The organism is Flectobacillus rivi (genome assembly GCF_030056655.1).
Classification (GTDB): domain Bacteria; phylum Bacteroidota; class Bacteroidia; order Cytophagales; family Spirosomataceae; genus Flectobacillus; species Flectobacillus rivi.
In genome coordinates this window covers 1-23,964 of sequence record NZ_JASHIE010000002.1, presented here as the reverse complement: position 1 = coordinate 23,964, position 23,964 = coordinate 1, and the positions used below count along the sequence as shown (strand labels likewise).

The following is a 23,964-nucleotide window of genomic DNA, read 5'->3' as shown; positions in this document are numbered from 1 at the left end:
AAACAATGACGAAAAAATATTTGATTGATGGGCTTAAAAAAGTGATGAAGCCTTATTTGGACGAGAACGAAATTACCATAAAGCAAAATGGTAGTATTGTTAAATCAGATGATGACCTTCGTTGTCAAATCATGTTTAATTTTAATAATTACGGAACGATTGAGATTCAAGCCGTTTTTGCCCTCCTTAGATATAACCATCTCGAGAAAGCCGTAATTGACATTGTTTATAATGGAGTAGTTGATATAGTTAATTTACAACCATATTCCGCAAAATATATAAAAGAAAGATATGAGTTTATAGAAACAATGAGCGGTCCAATATTTAAGGGAGAGAAAGTTAAATTCTTTGTTGATGAACAAATTGATTTGTTAGCAGAGTTCCTAATAGAATTCATAGAACAACAAGTAAAGCCTTTTTGTGAAAAATATCCTGATATTTATTCGATTGGCCCAGAATTTTATAAATATGACCCACCTTACCAAGAGGGTGTAGGTTATGTAGGATTATTTGAAGAATACCTTGGAAATCTTAATAAATTTCAAGGTGATTATACTTCTCGGATTATACGAAGGCTACTGCTATTAAAATTTACTGGTGATCCAAAATATGATGATTACATGAAATGGATTCAAGAATGTAGAGATACAGGACAGATATTCCCTTATCTTCATAATTTTATCGATAAAGTTATAGCGTATCCAATCCCTAAATTTTATTTGAAGTAAGGTTTCTTAATTTGATTTAACAATGGTATTGTACTATCACTCTTATTTTCTTTCAAATGCGGGAATAATATGTTACCCAGCATTTGAAAGAAAATAATTGGCTGCCATATCAACTAATATCCGTTAATCTAGTAATAGTATTTCCCTGAAACTCAAAAATGGATTTTCCTGATAATTGTAGTATTTGTCCTTTTTGTAATCCATTAGGGAAATCCATGCCAAGGGTTGCTACATACTGTATATCAACCTCTGTGGTATGTTCTAAGTGGGTAATAGCAGTAATGGTTTGAGTTCTTTCAGAAAAATAGGCTTTTGCAGTTTCAGCTTGTTGTCTAAATTCGCTTAAGCCATTTAGCACTAGATTTGTTTCACCATTTTGTACGTTTTCAAATACAACATTAATGTCAAAATCTTTCACCATTTGGTCTATATTAAATTGATTATATCCATCGATATAGTTTTGTATAATTGCTTCTCGATTTGTCATGATGGATGGTGTTGGTTTGTCGTGAATAGATTTTGTTTAGCCCTTTCTGGCAAAATTGTCTTTTATTTTTAATACTTCATTCTACCATTGCCAGAATTTTCGGTAGTACTTCTTTCAATCTTCGTCTTCATATTCCCAATGAGGTAAATACCTTTGAAATAGAATTGTTGGGATTAGTGCTATATTATTAAAATTCCTTATTTGAAATTTCATTAAAGGGTTTTCACTTAAATCCAAATATTTCAGATGCGAAGATTTGGGTAATTCAGGTAAGACTTTAATACGGTTTTTCCCAAGTTTTAAGCTTTCTAAATTTGATATAAGATAAATATCTTCATCCACTAATTCGAGTTGGTTATTCGAAAAATCAATTTCTTGGAGACTTTGAGTGAAAATTATATCTTCTGGGACTTCCTTTAGTTGATTACCTCTTAAGTACAAATGCGTAAGCTTTACATCTGGAGGAATTATGAAGGTCTTTATGTTCGATAAGTGATTATGACTGTAGTTTAATACTTTGAGGTTTGTGGAGTTGAATGGAATCCCAAAGGATGTTAATTTATTTTGATGAACATCTAATGTTTCTAAATAGAGAAGTTTTAAAATCGGAGCTGGTAGTTTTATAAGGTTATTATGGCTTAGATTCAAATAGCTGAGTTTAGGAAGTTTTTCAATAGCGTTTGAAACTTTGCTAATACGATTTCCTTTGAGATTAAGCGATTTTAGATGCTGTAAATACTTTATTTCCATGGGTATTTCACCAATATCGTTGTTCTCTAAACTTAATTCTTCTAAATACAGGCAGCTAAAAATCTCTTTGGGAATACTTTTGAGATTTTGTTGTTTTAAATAGAGCGCTCTAACTTTTAAGGGGTTCTTACGTATTTCTGAAAGAGTGTAAAAAGTACTATCAACCTTTAGGGATTGACTTATTGCGGTTTCTGTTAATAAAATTAGAATAAGATGTAAAACGATTTTGTGCATAGATTTCCTGAATTTTAAAGGTTATCACTATTTATTTTCCTCCTCAATCTCCTTCAGGATTTTCTTTGTATGTTCTATGAGAATTGTGTATTGGCTTCTTAACTCATATAGACTTCTCGAAGCATAGAAACTATATTTTTGGAGATAGGGAATTTTTAAAATCGCTGGGTTGATAGGAGAAATTTTATGGTCAATACTATTTTCTGATAAGTCTACATTGGGCTGGCTAAGCGACCATTCGTCTAGGTTTTTGCGTTTGTAGCTCAAATATTCTAATTCCAGACGAGTCAACCAAGTGAAACGTTCCTCATATAAATCGGTAATGTCGTTTAACAAAGCTTTGTTTTTGAGAAGACGAAAATATCCAGCACTTTTGGCTGCTTCATAGTTGCCATTGTTGGGGCTAATTAGGGTAGTTGTATAAAAAAGAGTAGCATTTGATTGAAGAAAAGAACTTATACTATCTTGGGTAATTTCGGGATGGTAGTTTAGTGTCCTGATAAAGGTCGCGCATTGTAGCTGTCGGCTAATAGAAACAGAGTCTTCCTTCATTTCTAGCAAATCATGCGTTAAGTCTCTTGAAATACTTTTGAGGAAATTTTGTGCTATTTCCTCATTTTTATTATCCTCACTCCAATTATTTACCCACAAACTTATGGTGATTGATACAATAATGATAATAGCTTCAGTAAGGAAATAGGCTCCCTTTTCGATGAGGGAAATTTGTATTTTCTTTAGAAGAGAGGTAATGTGTTTGATAAGTTTCATAAGGGTATCGATTTATGAATATCGACCAAAATATACAATGAAAAGTTTAGAAAGGAAAGCATTACTGTTTCCCCAAAAAATCATCCTAACCGTATAATAGAAAAATTTCTTATTCTCAGTAACTAGCATGTAATCTTAATATATTTGGATACATAAGCTCACTATTGCCCAAACGCACACCACAATGCCTCCAATAACCAATTCTGATGACTTTAAACCAGCTAAAATGGTACGTTGGTTTAATCCTTTATTACTACTAAAAGCTGGTGTAAAACTAGTTGTATCGAATATCTTCGGAAACTTTGCTGACAGACGTGAAATAATGGCAGCTCTAGATAGCAAATGGTCTAGCAGGGATCCTTTTGATTCAACTTTGGACTTCAGGAAGACTATTGAAGAATACTGCGCAAAACGATTTGAAAAAGAAATTTGGGTAGATTTTATTAGTGATACTGGTGAGGGATATGACCCAACTTACGCAGTAGCAAGTACTGTTGCAAAACAAAATCTAATCCTTAGTACAGGTCAAGGCCAACAGCAGTATGAGACGAAAAGAGGTCATATTCTCATTTTGGGAGGAGATCAAGTATATCCTTATCCTACAAGGGAAGAATACGATAATAGATTTCGAATGCCTTTTGAAAAAGCTGCTGTGAAAGCAGGTAAAATAGATACGGCTTCTTGTCCTCATCTTTATGCTATTCCTGGGAACCATGATTGGTATGATGGACTCAGTAATTTTTTGAAACTATTTTGTCAACAAAGGTCTATTGGTATCTGGAAAACTATTCAAAGAAGAAGTTATTTTGCGATTCCACTTCCTCATAATTGCTGGATTTGGGGGATTGATATTCAGCTGGCTTCAGACATTGATAAGCCTCAGCTGGATTATTTTGACTCAATAGCAAATAAGTATATGAGAAAGGGCGATAAGGTGATTTTGGTAACAGCCGAACCATCTTGGGTATATAATGAAGTTAGATACAGTAACGACTCATTTGACCGCCTCGATTTTTTTGTTGATAGGTATATATTGAGAGAAAAGGACAAAGGAGACTCTTCTTTAGACTTTGATTTACCACTTGTGCTTACTGGAGATTGGCATCATTATGCACGATACGAGAATAAAGATGGTTCTCGACAATATTTTACGGCAGGAGGAGGTGGTGCTCATTTGCACTTAACCAATAATTTACCCGAAAAAATTCAAAAAGAATTTAAGTATGTAGAAATTAACAAGACAGGGGAAAAATCTTTGCAACAATCGGATGGAGTATCTTTGAAGAAAACATTTCCAGACAAGAAAACTTCACAAAGATTATTGCTTAAAGTGTTGGGCTTTGCCATTTCTAATTTGGAGTTATCTGTCTTGTTCGCCTTAGTTTCTATTCTATTTAATTGGTTGTTAATTCGAGAAATTAATTTGAATAATCAAGGTGATTTGCAGCATAGCTATTGGTTTGCGTTTTTTTCAAATCCTGTTATTTTTATTTTAGCGGTAGCGTTTGGTCTGAGTATTTATCTCATTACAGACACAAGTACCAAAAGCTCCGTTAATGCAAGAATATTGGGTATTGTACACGGTGCCTGTCATTGTGGGGCTTTGGTTGGATGGAGTTTTGTTTGTATTACTGGCTCATGCGCTTTTTTTAGATTATATGATATCTGTGCTCATAACTCATCCTGTGAACCTGTAATTAGAGTGATATCTGCCTCAGTTTTGACAGGATTTACATCTGCAACCGTATTCGGATTGTATCTTGTGTTAACTAACTTGATTTGGGGAATGCATGTAGATGAAGCATCATGTGCTTTGAGATGTGCCGATTATAAAAACTTTCTTAGAATAAAAATTACCAAGGAAGAAATTGTAGTGTATCCTATCGGTATTGAGAGTGCTGAAAAGTGTAAAGAGCAAGAAAACTCAGATGATAATTTGTCTAAAGGAATTTTTTTGATAGAAAACCCTATAGTTATTAGATTACAGAATAAAGATTAAACTTAAGAGGCGCGATAATCTGCGCCTCCAAGCAGGTTAGGCGATTTTACTTTTTTTGATATACTCTTACATAGTCTACTTCAAAGCGATTGGGGAAAGTGGTATTGCTTGGGTCGCCACCATTTTGTCCGCCAATAGCCAAATCAAATAGCATGTAGTGTGGTTGTTTGAAGGGGTTAAATCCACTTCCATCTTTATTTTCAAGTTGGGAGAGGGGTGTGCTTATCATCAATTGGTCATCGACGTATAGGGCTATATGTTCTTCGTCCCAATCCATGCGCCAAGTATGAAACTGGCTTGCCCAAGCACTATCTACGCTTTTGGTTTTACTATGCCATTCGGTTTTGTTACTGGTACCCAAACAGGCAATATTAGCCAGTATTTTGCCTCGATAAAATTCCATAATATCGATTTCGCCATTGGCTGGCCAAGGTTTTTGGACGCCCAAAGTCCACCAAGCTGGCCACAAACCTGAGCGAATGTCAATTTTGGCTCGTATTTCAAAGCGACCATATTGCCATTGTTGTTTTCCTTGGGTGATTAAACACGAGGAGGTATATTCGATATTGGGACGGTTTTCTCGCCAAGATTTACTGCCAGCCTTATAATTGGGGTTGGGAAGATTCACCTTTTTAGCCTCAATGATTAATAAACCATTTTCACAACGAGCGTTATCGGGTTGATACCATTGTAGTTCTTCGTTGCGGACAAAGCCTTTTTCGTAATTCCAATTGTTGGGATTAGGTGCGCCATCTTGATTAAATTCATCTGCCCAGACCAATTGGTAAGGGTCTTTAGGCTTTTCTTGAGCTATTCCAGCGCAACTGGTTAGTACCAAAGTGGCAAAAATGAGGTTTTGTATTTTCATAGTGAGGGATTTTTAGGCTAGGAAGCCTCAGAGAAGACCGTGCTGGATAGGAATCCAGCACGAGGATTCAATGTTTATTTCCAAGCCAAATATCTTTTCATTCCTTCTAAATAATAATAATCTGCATAGGTCAACGGTACATCGATTTCCGTATTTTGGGGAATATGTCCAACGCAATGTTCGATGATAAAGCCCCCATTTTTGCCTTGTGCTGCATGGTATGGCGCTTTTGAAAGATTTACCAAAATCGTTTCTGCTTCTTTGAAATAAGCCTTATTGAGCTTTGACGTACTGTATTTTGCTAGTTCCAAAAGTGCGGAGGCGGTCACTGATGCCGCCGATGCGTCTCTTAAAGCATTAGGAATATTGGGCGCATTGTAATCCCAGAACGGTATTTTATCTGCTGGCATATTGGGATTGCTCATGATAAATTTGGCAATATTCTGCGCCTGTTTCAGGTAAATAGGATTTTTGGTTTCACGAAACATGACCGTATAGCCATAAAGTCCCCATGCTTGTCCACGTGCCCAAGCCGATTCGTCGGCGAAGCCCTGAGCTGTTCTTTTTTGTTGAACCTCACCAGTCGTCGCATTGTAGTTGATTACATGGTAAGAACTGTAGTCTGGACGAAAATGGTTTTTCATGGTTGTATTGGCATGAGTTACCGCAATCTTGTAATAGCTAGAGTCGCCTGTGATTTTCGTAGCCCAGAAAAGCAACTCTAAGTTCATCATGTTGTCGATTATTACCAAGTATTCGTTTTTGTTGCTATCCCACGACTTGATACAGCCTACTTTTGGGTCGAATCTCGAAGCCAAAGATTTAGCACTTTGAATCAAAATCTCTTTGTATTCAGGTTTAGGGTCAATGTCTTTGGCATTACCAAAGCTACAAAACATCATAAAACCCAAGTCATGCGTAGAAGTATTGAATTTTTCTTTTTCTAATACCTTCAAAATACGGTTTGCCTCGGTCAATGTAGCTTGATCTTTGGTTTGTTCATAAATGTACAACAAAGAGCCAGGGTAAAAACCACTGCACCACCAGCCAGAGCCGCTCCATTCGTATTTGTCTGTTTTAGGGAAATAGGTTTTAGGAAATTTATCTGCTGGAAGGTTTTGGGCTAAAACTTTATATTGAGCTGCTGCCTCTGCAAAAGCTTGTTTAAAAAGCTTTTTGTTTTGAGCAGATTGGGCAAAAGATTGAGTCGTTAAAAAGGTTAGCGTATAAATTAAAATTAGACGTAAGTTTTTCATAAATAATGTAATGAATTAAAATGAGTAAAAAAGTTTTTTAACTGTCGTAAAACTACTTCAAATCGCTTGCTCAGGAAGGGCGTATTTTAAGAAAAATAAGGGGTTAAAACGTTCAAGAAGAAATAAGAGCCGTAAGCTGATAGATCAATTTACGACTCTTATAATAGGTGCAGTCCCAATCAGTCAATTATTCGTAATTTTGAGTTAGGAGTGCTGAGCGTCCATTTCGGATATCGGATGTTGGATTTCGGAAGTATACTCAAACTTTTTATTGATATTTTGTAAAAAATAAAAGTATGTTACTTCATTTCCGAAATCAGAAATCCCAAATCTGAAATAGTTGGAAGTTCTTCATATTTTTGAAAAAGAACTCCGCACTCAACACTCAAACTTCTTCTCTTACCATCCCGGATTTTGGAGCATAGCTGGTGCTTTGCGTACTTCCGAGTCAGGGATTGGTAATAAATACATTTCGGGTCTGAAGTTGTGTCTTCTTATCGACTCCGTTACTTGATATGTATAAGTATTGTTAGCGTTTTTGATAATTCTCATACGCTTGTTATAACCGTTTGAAACATCCATCGCAATTTTCCAACGACGAATGTCATTCCAACGATGATCTTCAAATGCCAATTCAACACGGCGCTCGTTGCGGATGATTTCACGCATTTGCTCTTTGGTCATATTCGCTTTCAAACCATACAATTTGTCATCACCAGCGGCTATACCAGCACGATCACGAAGTGCAATGAGAGGCGCATAAGCCAAATCTGTTTTGCCAGTTTCGTTGATAGCCTCCGCATAACTGAGCAATACCTCGGCATAGCGCATGAGCGACCACCCACGGTTAGAGTTGAAACTACTATTAGCTGAAATATTGGCATCACACATTTTTCGGCTATAGTACCCTGTAGTTTGTCCTGCCTGCGTAAAGCCATCCGAAGGAGCATTTTCGTAAGTCAAAACTTGTCTTTGAGCATTAGCACTTGCCAAATAATACATCGATTCGTTGTACACAATCGAGTATTCAAAACGAGGGTCACGGTTTTTGTAAGGGTTATTAGGGTCATAACCCGAAGTTGCATCCGAAATTGCTTTTCCGTTTTTCATTGGGAAAGCATCTACCAAGTTTTGCGTAGGCATCGCATTATATGCCCCACCACGGGTAGGCATATTATAAAACCCTTCCATGTCACGGTTGGCAGAACGGTTTTGAAAAATAATAAACTCGGGGTTTACACGATTTAAAAACACCTGATAAAAACCATAACCAGGCGCAGTTGTATTGTCTTTGTACAAAGAATATTCTCCCGAATTCATTACTGCCATAGCTGCATCAGCAGCTTTTTGCCAATGTGCTACATCATAGGTGGGATTGCTCACGATTTTGGCAAGGTCCGCATTTTGCGTTTCGGCACCACCATTGAACAATGGGCTTGCTGCATACAACAAAATACGAGATTTGAGTGCTAAGCAAGCGCCACGAGTAGCTTTACCATAATTTTGCTCAGAATAATCAGTGCTTTTTGGTAAAACTGCTGCCGCTTCGTCGAGTTCTTTTACCAGATAATTAACACAGTCGGCATAAGAATTTCGAGGTAAATTGATAAAGTCAGTAATATCATACACCTTATCGCCAACGATTGGCACACCTCCAAAGCTAATCAAGAGCCAATGATAGTACCAAGCACGAAGAAATCGTGCCTCGGCTGCCATTTGAGCTTTGAGTGGTGCCGATACAGGAATAACGGGTAGTTTTTCGAGTAATAAGTTCACCCTACGAATATTGTTGTAGGGTGTTGACCAAAATTCGAAAAATGGAAAGTTCGTCGGGCTCACCGTTCCGCTGTAAAGCACGACGGCTTTTTGTCCAGTTCCCGAATAGCGATATTCAGCATCGTCGGTAGCTTCTTCTGTATTACCGTGCGAATCCCAACGTCCTTTATTATAGCTAAAACCTATATCACTGTAAATACGGTACAAAAACGCCACACTTCGGGTACTATCCGCAAAAACAGTTTCTTCTGTTAGCGCTGTAGTTTTGGGGTCAAGGAAATCATCCGACGAAAAGCAGGAAGTGAGTCCTATAGCACAGGCGAGTAATAATATTTTTTTCATAAAATTGAATCAATGAGTTGAAATCCTTAGAAAGTTGCGCTGATACCAAAGTTGATTAACCTCTGTGGAGGATAACTCACACGGTCGGTACCCGATGAAATTTCTGGGTCAAGCTGATAGAGTTTGTCAAGGCTTGTGAAAGTCAGTAAGTTAGAGCCATTAACATAAATTCTTGCTTGCTGAATACCCAATCCTTTGGTCAAACTACTCGGTAGGTCGAAGTTGATTTGCGCATTTCTCAATCGTAAATAATCCCCTGGAATCAACCAGAATGTTGATGGATAAGCCGTTGGGTCACTAATACCGCCAAGCAAGGTCAAACGCGGGTATTTGGCGTTGTCGCCTAGCTCTGGTGTCCATGCGTATTTATGCACTTCGGTAAGATTTGAGGAGAATGCACGGATAGACTCTGCCGTTCCTCTTACACTAAAGTTACGAGCTCCTTGGAAGTTGGCACTGATACTGATTGCTTTATAACGGACGCCCAAATTGATGCCATATACGGTATTTGGTGTGTTTGGATTTCCTGTCACCGACATATCAAAGCCGTCTATTTTGCCATCGCCATTCAAGTCGGCATATTTCAAATCACCTGGTTGTACTGGTACAGCCGTTTTAGGACTGCTAGCGATGTCATCGGCATTTTTATAGTATCCAATAAAAGTGTATGCTCTCATTTGACCAATACTATTCCCTGTGTACATTTGGTATGGGTACAAAGAGCTTGGTTCGTCTTGGAAGACAATTTTGTTTTTAGCTACCGAATAATTTCCCTTAATATAATACGAGAAGCCTCCTTTGGTAGGACTTTGATAGCCCAATTCGATTTCATAACCGCGATTGTTTACTTTTCCCATGTTTACAGGAGGAAGTCCTTGACCAAAAATGGCTGATACTGTACCACGAGTGGTCAAAATATCATATCGATTATTATCAAAATAGTTGAAGCTACCCGTTACATTGCTATTGAACAACCCAAACTCTATCGCTAAATCTAGTTTTTTCTCTTTTTCCCAAGTTACCTCGTTGTTGGCAAGCGTACCTTCTACCACACCGTTATAGGAGTTGCTTGAATAGCCAAAGTTGGGAGTAACTACGCCGTTTCCTGCCGAATAATTTTGTTGATAGTAATATGAAAAGCTACTACCGAGTGCATCGTTACCCACAATACCATACGAACCTCTGATTTTCAACAAATCCATGAATTTTGGAAAAGAGTTTTTGTAGAAAGGTTCTTCAGAAATATTCCATCCTGCCGAAACTGCTGGTAAAAGTCCAAATCTTTTGTCTCTTACAAAACGGTCAGAGCCATTGTAAGCCATGTTGAATTGTACCAAATAACGATTTTTGTAATCATATCCCACACGACCAGAATAGCCTTGGAAATTGTTTGGAATAAAGTTATAAACGGCATTGCTGTTTGCCGCCTCAGTCGAACTACGATTGAATAGCCCAAGTGCATATACGTGGTGTTTGGAATCGAAAGTACGGTCGTAGTTTACCATAAATTGCAAGTTCAAAACCCTCGAAGTACTCTTGGCATCATATCCTAAGAAAAAGCGACGCACACGATACACATTCGGGTCACGAGCTTCGTAAGAATCCGTAGCCGAAGTATAGATAAATGATGGAAACTGGTCGCGGGTCATGCTACGACCATAGCCATAGTTACTCGTAAACGAAATACGACCTTGAACAAATAAGCCTTTGGTAAGAAAATCTAATTTTTGTTTTGCCGAGCCAATGAAGTTGATATTACTTTCATTGGTTTGGTTATAACCATAGTACTTCAAACGTCCCACTACGTTGTTGACGTTATAGCTTGGGTTTTCGTTTCTAATCCAAGTACTGTAACCCAACGAACCATCTGGGTTATACACAGGATAAGCAAATGGCGCCAAAGTCAAGAAACTACTATAATCATAAAACAAGTCGTTGTAGCCAAATGGACTTCCTACTTGTGGGGTATTTACTTGCCCAAAGTTTCCGTACAAATCCAATCTTAAATCAAGTGATTTTGTAACCGACATATCCAAGTTTGAACGATAGTTGTAACGTTGGTGAAAATAATTACTATTTACCCCTTGGTCTTGACCAAAATCTTTGAGCATACCATCTTGGTACAAATAACCTACCGAAACAAAGTATTTTACTTTTTGTGTACCGCCCGACAAATCCAAATTACCACGGTATTGTTTTGAAAATTGTTTGAACAAAACATCCTTCCAATTGACATTTGGGTGACCATAAGGGTCTTTACCATTTTTGAATAACTCCAAATCTTGATCACTCCAACGTGGTTTAAACGACGGACTTGGGTTTACGCTATTGTCATTAATTTGAGCCTGATTGTACATTTTTGCACTTTCGTAAGCATCTAAATAGTTTGGAATAATCGTAGGCTGTGAAAGTGCCATTTCGGCACGCATCGAGATTTGCGGAGGACCTTCTTTACCTCTTCTTGTCGAAACTACAATTACGCCATTGGCACCACGAACCCCATAAATAGCGGTTGTTGAAGCATCTTTCAAAATCGAGAGATTTTCGATTTCGTTGGGGTCGATACGAGCAAATTGGTCATACGAGTATTCCACATCATCTACAATAATCAAAGGACGGTTGTTGCCATTGTAGGAACTCACCCCACGAATATAAAAGCTTGCACCATCGGCACCGGGACGACCAGAGGGTTGTTGCGAGAAAAACCCTGGGAGTTTACCTGCCAAAGCATTTTGCAAACTAGCAGAAGGGTTTTCACGAATTTCACGACCTGATACTGAACTTACAGAACCCGTCAAGGTGATTTTTTTCTGTTGTCCGTACCCAATGACAACAACTTCATCGAGTGATTTGTCTTCGTCTTCAAGGGTGATATTGACGGTGGAGCGACCAGCTACACTAACTTCTTGCTGTTTGAAACCAAGTGAACGAAATACGAGTGTATTGCTTTGCCCTTTTAACGTAATTTTAAAAAAACCTTTCACATCGGTAAGCGTACCATTGGTACTTCGCCCTTTTTCGAAGACTGCCACGCCAGGCAATACTTCTTTACCTCCTGTTACTACTCCCGACACCACTTGACCTTGAGCAAGGGCATTTTGTGCAAAAAGTGTAACAATAGAAATCCATATATAGAGTATTTTTTTCATAAAAACATGAGGATTTTCAGATGGGATTTAAGCCATGAATTTGTTCTTCATAACTATGAAGTAATCGCGCAAAATGAGACCTAGTTAATTTTGACTGTAAAGTGTTGATAATTAAAATTTACATTCAAGATTCATAGCTCATCATTCAGCATTCATACTTACCAGCCTTCGTTTTGAATAAGCTTATTGTTTTTTAGGGTTTCGTCATACGGTAAAGGCATACTGTATAATTTGTTCGAAAACTTCATCGTCGACACCACAAATGGCGTAAAAGTCAAGCTCGCATTGGTGTTTTTCACGATTTTCATCCCCTTGAGCGAACCACTTGTAGCAGTTTCTGCTATTTTCCAGCGACGAATATCCCAAAAGCGATGTTCTTCAAACGCTAACTCAATACGTCTCTCATTTTGGATAAGCGTACGCATTTCTGTTTGTGAAATACCCGCTTTGATGCCGTAGCGATTGTCTGTTCCTGCTCTAATACCAGCCCTTTTACGAATATCAATGATTCTTGTGACGGCTTCTGTGGTTCTTCCTAGCTCATTTAGTGCTTCGGCTGCGTTTAACAGTATTTCCGAGTATCTGAATAATGGGAAGTTATGGCTTTGGTTTGTATAGGTAGTATTGTTAGAAAAATCTGCCATAAATTTACGCAGATAATAGCCTGTACGTGTTTGAACGGCAATACCTCCTGGCTTATCCAAACCGCCTTCGAAAGTTTCAACGGCTCTACGTAACCAAGTTTGACCATTAAAGAATACCGTCAAAGCCAAACGAGGGTCACGGTTGGCGTAAGGATTTTGAGGGTCATAGCCTGATTGAGCATTGGTAATGTCAAGTCCAGTAATGGTAGGAAAAGCATCAACCAAGTTTTGTGAAGGACTCGTCAAGCCCTGACTAGCTGCTGGCGAACCAAAACCCATTGGAGCATTAATAGATTCAATCGCAAAATTGTTACCTGACTGCTTAGCAAGAATGATTTCGGTATTCTTTTTAGTCGTAAAAACACCTGAAAACGAAGCCTGCAAAGCATAGTAGTTGAGTCCAATCAATTCGTTGGCAGCGTCTAAGGCTTTTTGCCAACGGTTAGCGTCATACGTAGGATAGCCCATTAAGGCCTTCAGGTTGGTATTGGTACTAATGCCACCGCCATTAAACAACGGACTTGCAGCATATAACAAAGCACGACCTTTGAGTGCAATGGCAGCTCCTCTTGGAATTTTTCCCCAGTTACTATCCGAAACAGGTTCTGGTGTAAGTGTTCCTTTTACGGCATCACATTCAGAAACGATGTAGTTGATACACTCTTCATACGTGTTGCGAGGAATCGACAAATCGTCATTTATTGTAAATACTTGGTCACCAATCAATGGGACACCACCGTAGCGTTTTACTAGTTCAAAATACAATAGCGCACGAATATAACGAGCTTCGGCTTTCCAGATAGTAATACTGTTGGGGTCGGCTGGAACTTTGTCGATATTACTCAAAAAGATATTGACACGACGAATACCCGCATACGAAGTACCCCAATAAGGGTCAGGATTGTTGATAGTGCTAATCAACCCATTGGTATAATATTCGGGTGTACGATTGGTACGAGATGGAATCGCGTCATCGGTACCTGTTTCCAAAAAGTCATTTCCGATTCTATTAAAACCATCAGGAATATAACTGTAAATATTGTTGAGGAAAAAGACTGCTACTGTAGCATTTTTATCTTTGTCGTCCCAAACCAATGTGTCAAGAATCCAATCACGAGGCTCAGTTTCTACCCTTTCGCAAGCCGCAAAAGTTAGTGCTGTAGCCAAAATAAAGGATGATATATATTTTTTAGAAATCATTTCTTCTGAAAATTTTATGCTTGATAAAAGCCAATTTTACAATTTGAGATTAACACCAAAATTGAATACTCGCTGTATAGGATAGTTGCTCGAAAAGCCTTCTGGATCGAGGTATTTATCGGCATTAAACGTCATAAGGTTGGTAGCATTTGCAAAAACACGAATTCCCTGAACTTTGATATTTTTACATAGCTTACTAGGAAGCGTATATCCCAATTCGATATTTTTCAAGCGGACATAATCTCCTGAGCGTGCCCAAAAAGTAGAGACTAATTGGTTGTTGGTATTGGTGCCTAACCATACACGAGGATACGAAGCGTTTGGATTAGTAGGCGTCCAGCGGTCAAGATGTTGCTCGAACGCCTGTCCGAAACCACCATTCTGGAAAGCCAACATCGAATTGGCATTAGCTAAAATTACTCGGTTAGCCACGCCCTGCACCAACACAGAGAAGTCAAAGCCTTTTCTCGAATACCCTAACGTTGACCCGAAGGTAATGTATGGGCTCTGCGGTCCGATTGGAGCCACATCAAGCTGGTTGATTACGCCATCATTGTTCAAATCTTTGTATTTGAGGTCACCCAATTGTGGTTGATAACCGACAGTTGTAGCACGTGATTGTAATTCGGCAGTGGTTTGATAAAAACCGTCTGAAATATATCCGAAAAGCTGTCCAACTCTTTCTCCAGTACGATACATCCAAGAATATGGCTGAGTCACTTCATCGATATAAATCACTTTTGAATTTTGGAAGCCTGCATTCGCAGTGGCATAAAAATCTCCAATCGAGGTACTTTTTTGCCAATTCAACTGTAAGTCTATTCCAGTATATTGATTCTTGCCAATATTTTCAGTCGGATAAATATTTCCCAATATGCTAGAATTGCGACCACGTTGAATCAACAAATCATAATATTGCATATTGTAATACTCCACCGTAAAGCCTAATGAGTTATCAAATAAGCCTCCTGTAAGTCCAATATTGAGTTTATTAGATTTTTCGAAAGTGATATTAGGATTCGCCAAAGGCTCTTCTGTAACACCTGTATTGCCACCTGCACCTGTACCGAAAACAGCACCACTATTGTCAAAATAACGTTGGATATAGCTAAAATAACCAGGGTTGTCATTACCATTTTTACCATAACTAGCATATAATTTCAAATAAGAAATCCATGCTTGTGATTGTAGGAAATCTTCTTTCGAAATATTCCACGCCAAGCCTACCGCTGGGAAAAATCCATATTTGGTTGTTCCTCCTGTTGGGTATCTGTTTGAGCCGTTCAAACCGAAAGCAAGGTCGAGGATATATTTTTGCTTGTAATTATAGCCCATTCTACCTGCCAGACCTGTAATCGTATAGGGTAAATCAGAGCCTGAAACGGAGTTTTGACGATTAGCCAATAATACGGCATTTACACCATGATTTCCTTTGTTTTTGTCATATCCCAAAGACAATTCCAAATAGTCAGAACGTCCTTGATAATCCATATAGTTATAGTTGCTTTGGTCGCCATTTACCCCAAACTGTTGATAAGATTCTTGTCCTGTAGCGGATACATTTCTCTGGAAAACGGCAAAGTTTTTATTACGAACTACGTTTTCAGAAAGTGTAGCATAATAGGAGCCCACGGCTTTTATCCACATACCAGAAGCGATTTCGTCGAGCGTTCTTTTCAAGTAAAAGTCAGCTAACATATCTCTTTTGAAGTTTTGTTGATAACCCGACCCAATCGTTTGTGCCAAAATATTGTTTTGAAACTGCTGATTGCCGCCATACGAACCATTGGGATTATAAACAGGGTAAGCATTGTTGGGCGTGTTGAGAATACTGTTCAAAATACTGCCTGTCCCAGCACCTGCATCATTACCATTCAGAATACGTCCCAAGAGATAGATACCGCCCGAAAGTTTGGAGTTTAGCTGTAAATCAACATTCGAACGTATGGTATATGATTTAAAATTGTTATTGGTATTGTACGGGGTAGTAGTATTTTTTTTCAAAAGCCCCGTTTGGTTGATATGGTCAAACGAAATAAAGTATTTCGAAAAATTATTTCCTCCAGTAGCACTAAAAGTGTAGCGATCCATGCGTGAAGATGGCTCAAGCGTAGCATCACGCCAATTGACATTGGGGTAATTATATGGATCCGAATTGGTTGCATAAGCCTGCAATGCTGCTTCTGTATATACAGGTGTAAGTCCGTCGTTTACACGAGCTTCGTTATACAATTTGGCATAATTGTAGGCGTCCAATCCCTTTGGGAACTTCAAGGGTTGTTGAATCGCTGTTTGCGCGGTAAACGACATTTTTGCGTTTGATGCCGAGCCTTTACGAGTATTGATTACCAAAGCGCCGCCATTGCCACGTACGCCAAGCATGGCATTTGATAACGCATCCTTGTGTACGGTGATTGATTCGATTTCTTCCAAATCAAAAATGGTAAGTTGTCTAGGAATACCATCTATTATAACCAGCGGACCCTGCCCACGAAGTCCAAATGAAATGCCATCGCTTCCTGGTTGTCCTGAAAACTGAAACGTACTCGTACCAGCAAGTCTACCCACCAAGGTATTGAGTATCGAGGTAGCAGGCATTTTTTGAATATCTTTGTTGTAAATCGCCTGCGACGAACCAGCGGTAAGTTCTGTTTGTAACGACTGGTTAAAAAGTCCACGGATAGGCTTAATGCGAGCCACGGCTGGGTTTTGACTACTCAAAATAACTCTTTCAGAAATATCTTTTATTGAAATTTCTTTTAAAAAAGTACCCACACAGTAAATACCAATTTTGTCGCCAAGTTGCGCATCAATCGTGGCAATACCATTACTGGAAGTGGTCGCAAACATTCCTGTTCTAACGTTTTTAATGCTGACATTCGCCAGCACTTCATCGTTGTCGTCGGTTACCAAAATGGTACGTAAAGTAGGATTAGAGGTTTGTACATTTTCGGTGGTGTTTTGGGCATGAATGGCATGGCTTAGAGGATAACCACTCAAGAGCACCATCAACCAAAATGAGGAGGGTGGAAACCTGAAGAATTGAGGTTTTCGTAAAAGTTTGATCATAATTATAGGGTTTGATAAAACGGAAAAAGGTTTGGTATAAAATAGGTTGGCTAAACAGACAAGGGTTCTCTGTTGTTACAATTATATATTTGAATAATGCAAAAATGGGGAGAAAAAATGGTCTAAAGTAGGGTGAAATTCGTTTAAAAACAGGGGCACTTTAAGCCTTTACAATAATTTGAATAGGTTTTTGGTATTTTTGAGCGGTAATATAAGTGAAGGAGTAGTATTTACTTATTTCATTCTTTTGACAATATGAATTGAGCCTTAGTTGGCAAAAACGCCAACAAAGGTTTTAGTCATCCTTATGACCTTAATGATTGCTTTAAACCATGAAAAAAATTATACAATTGTTATTTACCCTACTATTGTTTTGTGAGGTATTCCCAAGTAAATCACAAGAGAATACGGATAAATACCGCTTCGAACATATCACCGTTAACGATGGACTACCACATAGTGATGCCAATTGTATTGTGTCGGACAGTACGGGTTATATTTGGATTGGCACCAACAATGGGGTATCCAAATATGATGGCTATACACTCAAAAACTACGACCTTCCTGTAAATCCTCACAATGGTTTGCCAAGTAATAGAGTAGTGGCAATGCACCTCGATGCCAGCAAACGTCTCTGGGTGGCATCTGGTAGTGCTGGCTTGAGTTTTTTTGATAAATTTCATGATAACTTCCTCAATATTACCGAACGGGTAGGTAACGGAGTCGATGAAAAAGCACTTGAAAAGCTTCGAGTAAGTAACGTTTTATCTATCTCGAGTGACTCTCATGGAAGAGTTTGGGTAGGTACGCGTTCGATGGGCTTGTTTGTACTAGAATTCAAAAATGAATTATTGGTTTCCATTCGCCAAATCGTTATGCATGGGACTACGCAATACGGCGTATCTTCAATGGTTCGTGAAAAGGATGGCTCTATTTGGTTTGGTACAATTACACATGGCTTATGGCATTTGGGAGCTAATCAATCAATGCCCATTCCGACCTTTTTTACCAATCATAAGATTTCGGCACTTTGGGTAGATGCTTTCGACAATCTGTGGATTGGTACTCAATTTGAGTTGTTTTTGGTTGATAAATTATCCAAGCGCAATCGTGTAAAGACTTCTGTCCTAATTAATGGTTTTTCTGAAATAGGGAGTGTGTATGTTGATTCTTTCCATCATCTATGGATTGGAACAAATCATGGTTTGTACTATTGGTCAAATATTCCCGCAAGCACTGAGCCTAGTTATTTGAATACATGGAGAAATTCTATGCAACGGTTTTTCCCTACAGATGGCGACTCATATAGTATCAATTCAGGAAGAGTACATCAGATCTTAGAAGACAAATACCATAATTTATGGTTGGCTGCTTCTTCGGGAGGACTCAATAAAGTTGATCTCAAAAGAAAACCTTTTTATGTAATTCAACGCCAGTTTGGCTCTGCCACAACTTTACCAAGTAATTACATCAATTGTCTTTTGCCCGATAATGACAAGCAGCACTTGTGGATTGGTACTAGAAACGGGTTTTCTAAATATCATCTTCAAAATCATTCATTTCAGAATTTTGCCCACATTCCTATCAATGGGGATGGTTCAGGCGTAGATGTTTCAGCTTTTTATCAACAACAAGATGGTACACTATGGGTTGGTACTCGATACAATGGTCTTCTTTTAATCAAAGGAAACACCCGAAAAGCGATTACCGAAGTAAATCCAAACCTTTCATTATTTGGCACCAGTATCGAAAAAATTCAAGAAGATAGATTTGGTACAATCTGGATGGCAACCTTTGAAAAGGGACTGTTGAGGTTTGATAAAGAAGGAAAATTACTACAGCAATATTCGCTAGAAACTAATAATTTTCCAGCAAGACAATGTACCTATCTGCTATATGAACCAACAACCGATCAACTTTGGGTGAGCTCGAGAGATAAAGGCGTGTTAAAACTTCAAGTGTCAGCCACAGGTATAAGGGTAATTAAAAATTATCAATATGAAAAAAATAACCCCAATAGTTTGAGTGGTAATTATGCTTGGCCTTTGGTAAAAGATAACAGCGGTAATTTATGGGTTGGTACCATCGGTGCGGGGTTAAATAAAATATCTCCACAAGGTCAGGTCGAACGTTGGAATATAGGTTATTCAAATATTGAGTCTTTAATTTTTGACCAACAGGGTTTTCTTTGGCTGGGAGGCGATGGGCTGGTAAGACTCAACACTCAACATAAAAGCATAATACATTACGATGTCGGAGATGGTTTGCAAAGTAATTCATTCAAAATAGGAGCAGTGTGTAAGGACCCATCGGGTTATTTTTATTTTGGAGGAATAAAAGGTGTAACCTATTTCAAACCAGAACAGATTAGACCAAGCGACCAAAAGCCCGAAATTCATCTGACTACACTTAGAATCTACAACAAAGAGGTTCGTATTGGAGAAGCCTTCGAAGGAAGATTGATTCTATCCAAACCTTTAGACGAAACGGAGGAGTTAACCATTGAGCCAAATGAAAACTATTTTTCCATTGAGTTTGTCGGCATTAATTACAAAAACCCAAAAAAGAATCAGTATGCCTATAAGCTAGTAGGTTCAAATGACGATTGGATTTATACAAACTACAACCAACGCATTGCAAACTTTTCAAACTTAGACTCTGGTGAATATACGTTCTTGGTCAAAGCAAGCGATGGGGAAGGGGCGTGGTCGGCCAAACCTGCCGAAATCAAAATTCGGGTGTTACCGCCTTGGTACAAAACTTGGTGGGCATTTTTGATATATGCTTTGGTTTTATTTTTTGCTTTCAAAGAATACCAAAAAGCTACTCTAGCCAAGCAGGCATTGAAAAATGATGTCTTGATGGAAAAGTACAAAGCTGACCAAGAAAAGACTTTGACCGATCTCAAACTTCGTTTTTTCACCAATGTTTCGCATGAACTGCGAACGCCTCTCACCTTGATTTTGGGACCAATCGAAGAGCTGGCTTCTTCCGAACATGAGAAGAAGGACAAAATCATGCTGATTTTACAACAAACCAGAAAATTACTGGACTTGGTTAATCAATTGCTCGATTTTCGAAAAGCCGAAACGGGCAATATGAAAATACTAGCAACCTTCGGAAATATCATTCCGATGATAGAAGAGGTGTTTTTGATTTTCAAACTCAAAGCTCAAGAGTCTGTAATAGATTATACCATGAGTTTGCCACAAACTACGGTAGAACTGTTTTTTGATAGTAGTAAATTGGAAATTATTTTGACCAATTTGCTATCCAATGCTTTTAAATATACGCCATCGGGAGGTAAAATATCATTGAAAACAGAAATTGTCGGTAGTTCTTCCGAGGAGGCAGTGTTTGAAGCAGGCAGACCAAGTAAGAACTTTCTCCAAATTTCTATTCAAGATTTTGGGGTAGGAATGTCAGCTGATGAATTGGATAAAATTTTTGACCCTTATTATCAAGCGTCACATACCGAAACACTCAAAATTAGAGGAACAGGTATTGGTTTGTCACTGGTAAAACAGTTGGTTGAAGCCCATAAAGGAAGCATAGAGGTAGAAAGTACTATTGGGAAAGGAACGATATTTACAGTAAAACTTCCATTTGGTAAAAAACATCTTCCTGAAAATGCTAAAGTCAAAATACTAGAAGATACCTCCGAACTAGCCGAATCATCAGAAACGGTGGAGATACCAGCCGTAGTTGTTACAGAAAAATTCTCTGCCAAAATATTAATTGTAGAGGATCAAGATGATTTGAGGGCATATTTAAAACAGATTTGTGAGGTAAATTATGAGGTCGATACCGCAGTAGATGGACTAGATGGTTGGGAGAAAGCCTTAGAATGGCAACCCGATTTGATTATTAGTGACATCATGATGCCGAATAGCGATGGGTTGGAGCTGTGTCAAAAAATCAAACAAAATCCCAAAACCTCTCATATTCCTGTGTTTTTGCTTACGGCGCGTGCAGCAGTCACGCATGAAGTAGAAGGTTTAGAAATGGGAGCAGATGAATATATGGCAAAGCCGTTTAATCCCTTGGTACTGAATGCCAAGATAGCTTCTATTATTCAAAACCGCTCACAATTGCGTAGCTATTACCAGAAACAGATTTTGCTAGAACCAAGTTTGCCAGATATTCCAGACGAAACAAAAGCACTGCTTGAAAAAGCAATGACTATTGTGGAGGCGAATCTGACTAACCAAGAATTTACAGTGCAAACTCTTGTGAGAGATATGGGAATGAGCCAGTCGGCAATCTATCGTCAAATCAAGTCTATTACAGGGCAATCATTAGTAGAATTTATTAGAGACATTCGCCTCAAAAGGGCTGCTCAATTGCTAAGTCATGGAAATCTCCGTGTGACAGAAGTCGCTATGCTGGTAGGAATAGAGGATATGAAGTATTTCCGAAAAATGTTTCAGCAAACCTACCATGTTTCACCATCTGAATATGCAAAGCAGAAGAGGGAGATTTTGAAATAGGGATACTGTAAGGTTGGAGAGAGGGGTATATTCAATAAAACTCTTTCTTCTCTCTTGATTGTAGTAATGAATAAGGTTTTACAAAATTATTTACACAGAAAAATAGACCCAGAAAGTCTTGTTATAATAGAACTTGTCACCTAGGCAAAACGAAGCTCAAAACTTGACCTATTAATTAAGCGAGGATTTGAGCTTCGACAATTCCCAGATGGCGTTTTACAAATGTCTTTCAGACTCATTTATTTCGAGATCGTTGATACTTGCGTATCTTTTTTCCATCAAACCATTTTCATCAAACTCCCAGTTTTCGTTTCCATAAGCTCTGAACCATTTTCCTTCTTTGGTTTGATACTCATACTCAAATCTAACTGCGATTCTATTTTCTGCATGCGCCCAATACTCTTTTTTGAGCTTGTAATTTAATTCTCGCTTCCATTTATCAGCCAAGAAATTTACAATTTCTTCTCTACCATTGACAAATGTGCTTCGATTTCGCCATTCACTGTCGATAGTATACGCCAAAGATACTTTTTCTGGATTTTGTGAGTTCCAAGCGTCCTCAGCCATTTGAATTTTTTGCTTTGCGGTTTCCAACGTAAAAGGAGGAAGTGGATGTTTCTGTTCCATTTGATTAGTTATTTAGATGATACTTTTGACTATTGTTTTTGATTTATTAACAATCTCGTTTGACTCAAACAATTGGCTTTCTATGATAGAGCTTTCAAATAGAAGATAAACATGTGTCGCTAACAATTCATCTTCAATGAGTTGACTAAAAAACACCCTCAAATCATTTTTGTGCGATTGAATTACTCTAAGGATACTCTCTTGTTCTTTTGATATTTCAGACATGATATTGAGAAAACTACAGCCTCGAAAGTTCTCCTTTTCATTCATGTGCATGATAAAGTCAAATGAGGCTAAAATTTTTTCTTGAGCATTTTCAGATTTAGAGGTGAATTCTGAAAGTGCATTAAACCAGGATTCATGTCTTCTATTCAGAAAGGTGACACATAGGTCGTCCTTCGTTTTAAAATGTTGGTAAAAGCTCGCTTTCGCAACATTTGCCTCACTGATAATCTGGTTAATTCCTGTGCTGTTATAACCTTGATGATGAAATAAAATCGAGGCTCGCTCTAATATTCTTTCTCTTGGTGAACTCATGATGTCTTTTTTTTTATCAAAGGTATGAATAAAAATTATATATACAAACAAGTCTGTCTGTTTTTTGAAAAAATAAATTTCATAGAGAAAATAATTGATATGATACTTCTAAAAAAGCAGAAAAAATTAAAGAGTAGGATGTGTAAGCTTTCTATTTAGGAGAGGTTTTGCAAACATGTAGATGTACTTTTGTTGGAAAGGTCAAAAACTGAGTTGTTTTTTGATTAAAGTAAAATCAGGATGACCTTCAACAAACATGTCAAAGTTATTTAAGGTTTGATGGTTTGTGGAACCGAATCAGCCAAGATATTTTACAATACACTTGTAGAGCTTAAACTCATGGTGTATATCATTTTTGTATCATGTTATGGAAAAATATTATCCTCTTCATCAAGTGATTTTCTAAAAGACGAATACTTGGTATTTACTCGACTTAGTACTTTGTCAAGTACGATACGGTTTAAACTGGTTATAAAATCACGGTCAAAAGATAGGTCTTAAACAAAAGCTCGTTACAATATAGTTTAATAAATGTATAGGAGCATACTTTTTGTCCTGCTTTTGTGTACAATACTCAAGGTGGTTGTTTGAAATGGATAACACTTGGTACCTACTGACTGGATGAACTTTATTGGCGATCGCACTCAACTCCCCAAATAACTAAATGTTCTGTTTCCTCCTTAAATTTTACACTTTTATGATTGATTCTTTCTAAAATCCCAGGATTATCTATTGGATCAAATAATGCCATAACGTTAGGAATGTCATTACTATCTTTCTTAAATTCTAATTCATAAAAGTGGTTATTAGTCTTCCATGTGTCGGCTTCCCATTTTTAGTACAGTTTAAAAATATACATAATCTGATTGTTTTGATTATGTATTTAACCCTTCTTGGGCTGAGTGTAGCGTAGCGGAACGAAGCCCAAGAAGGGTGTTCTGTTTTTTCATTCTATAATCTACTGGGCTCATACCACCCAAAGAGACATGTGGACGAACGAAATTATAATCCCTCATCCATAGATCTGTTTCTTGGCGTAC

The 23,964-nt window shown here is 38.0% G+C and carries 16 protein-coding genes; 3 read left to right on the top strand and 13 right to left on the bottom strand.

The genetic code is table 11. The annotated features are described in order from the left end of the window. Positions 1-5: 5 nt before the first annotated feature. The gene (locus tag QM481_RS02600; RefSeq protein WP_283380562.1) at positions 6-728 is read left to right on the top strand and encodes a hypothetical protein; all 723 of its coding nucleotides are present in this window, start codon (positions 6-8) and stop codon (positions 726-728) included. Positions 729-837: 109 nt separating this feature from the next. On the opposite strand, the gene QM481_RS02595 is transcribed toward QM481_RS02600, so the two are convergent. The 3 genes from QM481_RS02595 to QM481_RS02585 all read right to left on the bottom strand — a co-directional run bounded on the left by QM481_RS02595 (position 838) and on the right by QM481_RS02585 (position 2,967). Continuing rightward, complete coding sequence (locus tag QM481_RS02595) at positions 838-1,215, bottom strand: nuclear transport factor 2 family protein (protein WP_283380561.1); 378 nt, start codon at positions 1,213-1,215, stop codon at positions 838-840. Between the two features lie 114 nt (positions 1,216-1,329). Then, positions 1,330-2,199 carry a leucine-rich repeat domain-containing protein gene (locus QM481_RS02590; RefSeq protein WP_283380560.1) on the bottom strand — a complete coding sequence of 290 codons (870 nt, stop codon included), beginning with the start codon at positions 2,197-2,199 and terminating at the stop codon, positions 1,330-1,332. A 27-nt stretch (positions 2,200-2,226) separates the two neighbouring features. Beyond that, entirely contained in the window at positions 2,227-2,967 is a 741-nt protein-coding gene (locus tag QM481_RS02585; RefSeq protein WP_283380559.1) for a DUF6090 family protein, read from the bottom strand. Positions 2,968-3,151: 184 nt separating this feature from the next. Here QM481_RS02585 and QM481_RS02580 point away from each other — a divergent pair, with 184 nt between their 5' ends. Next, on the top strand, positions 3,152-4,966 hold the full coding sequence (locus tag QM481_RS02580) for a metallophosphoesterase (protein ID WP_283380558.1): 1,815 nt from the start codon (positions 3,152-3,154) through the stop codon (positions 4,964-4,966). Between the two features lie 46 nt (positions 4,967-5,012). On the opposite strand, the gene QM481_RS02575 is transcribed toward QM481_RS02580, so the two are convergent. From QM481_RS02575 to QM481_RS02550, 6 genes are all read right to left on the bottom strand, one after another. Beyond that, entirely contained in the window at positions 5,013-5,834 is an 822-nt protein-coding gene (locus tag QM481_RS02575; protein ID WP_283380557.1) for a glycoside hydrolase family 16 protein, read from the bottom strand. Between the two features lie 74 nt (positions 5,835-5,908). Further along, positions 5,909-7,090, bottom strand: a complete 1,182-nt coding sequence (locus tag QM481_RS02570; RefSeq protein WP_283380556.1) for a glycoside hydrolase family 88 protein — start codon at positions 7,088-7,090, stop codon at positions 5,909-5,911. A 399-nt stretch (positions 7,091-7,489) separates the two neighbouring features. Further along, positions 7,490-9,208, bottom strand: a complete 1,719-nt coding sequence (locus QM481_RS02565; RefSeq protein ID WP_283380555.1) for a RagB/SusD family nutrient uptake outer membrane protein — start codon at positions 9,206-9,208, stop codon at positions 7,490-7,492. Between the two features lie 26 nt (positions 9,209-9,234). Further along, positions 9,235-12,357 (bottom strand): SusC/RagA family TonB-linked outer membrane protein, encoded by a 3,123-nt coding sequence (locus tag QM481_RS02560; protein ID WP_283380554.1) that lies wholly within the window; start codon positions 12,355-12,357, stop codon positions 9,235-9,237. A 158-nt stretch (positions 12,358-12,515) separates the two neighbouring features. Beyond that, on the bottom strand, positions 12,516-14,201 hold the full coding sequence (locus QM481_RS02555; RefSeq protein ID WP_283380553.1) for a RagB/SusD family nutrient uptake outer membrane protein: 1,686 nt from the start codon (positions 14,199-14,201) through the stop codon (positions 12,516-12,518). Positions 14,202-14,237: 36 nt separating this feature from the next. Then, positions 14,238-17,270: a SusC/RagA family TonB-linked outer membrane protein gene (locus QM481_RS02550; protein ID WP_283380552.1), complete on the bottom strand. Its 3,033-nt coding sequence runs from the start codon at positions 17,268-17,270 to the stop codon at positions 14,238-14,240. A 332-nt stretch (positions 17,271-17,602) separates the two neighbouring features. On the opposite strand from QM481_RS02550, the gene QM481_RS02545 reads away from it, so the two are divergent. Further along, positions 17,603-21,760, top strand: coding sequence for a hybrid sensor histidine kinase/response regulator transcription factor (locus tag QM481_RS02545; protein WP_283380551.1), 4,158 nt, complete (start codon positions 17,603-17,605; stop codon positions 21,758-21,760). A gap of 216 nt (positions 21,761-21,976) precedes the next feature. Here the strand turns inward: QM481_RS02545 and QM481_RS02540 are convergent, their stop codons facing one another. The 4 genes from QM481_RS02540 to QM481_RS24875 form a co-directional block, all read right to left on the bottom strand. Continuing rightward, entirely contained in the window at positions 21,977-22,387 is a 411-nt protein-coding gene (locus QM481_RS02540) for a nuclear transport factor 2 family protein (protein WP_283370723.1), read from the bottom strand. 12 nt (positions 22,388-22,399) lie between these two features. After that, entirely contained in the window at positions 22,400-22,924 is a 525-nt protein-coding gene (locus QM481_RS02535; protein ID WP_283380550.1) for a TetR/AcrR family transcriptional regulator, read from the bottom strand. A 628-nt stretch (positions 22,925-23,552) separates the two neighbouring features. Beyond that, entirely contained in the window at positions 23,553-23,675 is a 123-nt protein-coding gene (locus tag QM481_RS02530; protein ID WP_283380549.1) for a hypothetical protein, read from the bottom strand. A 124-nt stretch (positions 23,676-23,799) separates the two neighbouring features. Beyond that, the coding region (locus QM481_RS24875; protein ID WP_374760868.1) for an integrase core domain-containing protein at positions 23,800-23,964 on the bottom strand (165 nt) is incomplete at its 5' end.

Excerpts from the sequence above, each read along its gene's own strand:
- QM481_RS02600 (WP_283380562.1), top strand. The coding sequence starts at position 6 with ATGACGAAAAAATATTTGATTGATGGGCTTAAAAAAGTGATGAAGCCT.
- QM481_RS02595 (WP_283380561.1), bottom strand. The coding sequence starts at position 1,215 with ATGACAAATCGAGAAGCAATTATACAAAACTATATCGATGGATATAAT.
- QM481_RS02590 (WP_283380560.1), bottom strand. The coding sequence starts at position 2,199 with ATGCACAAAATCGTTTTACATCTTATTCTAATTTTATTAACAGAAACC.
- QM481_RS02585 (WP_283380559.1), bottom strand. The coding sequence starts at position 2,967 with ATGAAACTTATCAAACACATTACCTCTCTTCTAAAGAAAATACAAATT.
- QM481_RS02580 (WP_283380558.1), top strand. The coding sequence starts at position 3,152 with ATGCCTCCAATAACCAATTCTGATGACTTTAAACCAGCTAAAATGGTA.
- QM481_RS02575 (WP_283380557.1), bottom strand. The coding sequence starts at position 5,834 with ATGAAAATACAAAACCTCATTTTTGCCACTTTGGTACTAACCAGTTGC.
- QM481_RS02570 (WP_283380556.1), bottom strand. The coding sequence starts at position 7,090 with ATGAAAAACTTACGTCTAATTTTAATTTATACGCTAACCTTTTTAACG.
- QM481_RS02565 (WP_283380555.1), bottom strand. The coding sequence starts at position 9,208 with ATGAAAAAAATATTATTACTCGCCTGTGCTATAGGACTCACTTCCTGC.
- QM481_RS02560 (WP_283380554.1), bottom strand. The coding sequence starts at position 12,357 with ATGAAAAAAATACTCTATATATGGATTTCTATTGTTACACTTTTTGCA.
- QM481_RS02555 (WP_283380553.1), bottom strand. The coding sequence starts at position 14,201 with ATGATTTCTAAAAAATATATATCATCCTTTATTTTGGCTACAGCACTA.
- QM481_RS02550 (WP_283380552.1), bottom strand. The coding sequence starts at position 17,270 with ATGATCAAACTTTTACGAAAACCTCAATTCTTCAGGTTTCCACCCTCC.
- QM481_RS02545 (WP_283380551.1), top strand. The coding sequence starts at position 17,603 with ATGAAAAAAATTATACAATTGTTATTTACCCTACTATTGTTTTGTGAG.
- QM481_RS02540 (WP_283370723.1), bottom strand. The coding sequence starts at position 22,387 with ATGGAACAGAAACATCCACTTCCTCCTTTTACGTTGGAAACCGCAAAG.
- QM481_RS02535 (WP_283380550.1), bottom strand. The coding sequence starts at position 22,924 with ATGAGTTCACCAAGAGAAAGAATATTAGAGCGAGCCTCGATTTTATTT.
- QM481_RS02530 (WP_283380549.1), bottom strand. The coding sequence starts at position 23,675 with ATGGCATTATTTGATCCAATAGATAATCCTGGGATTTTAGAAAGAATC.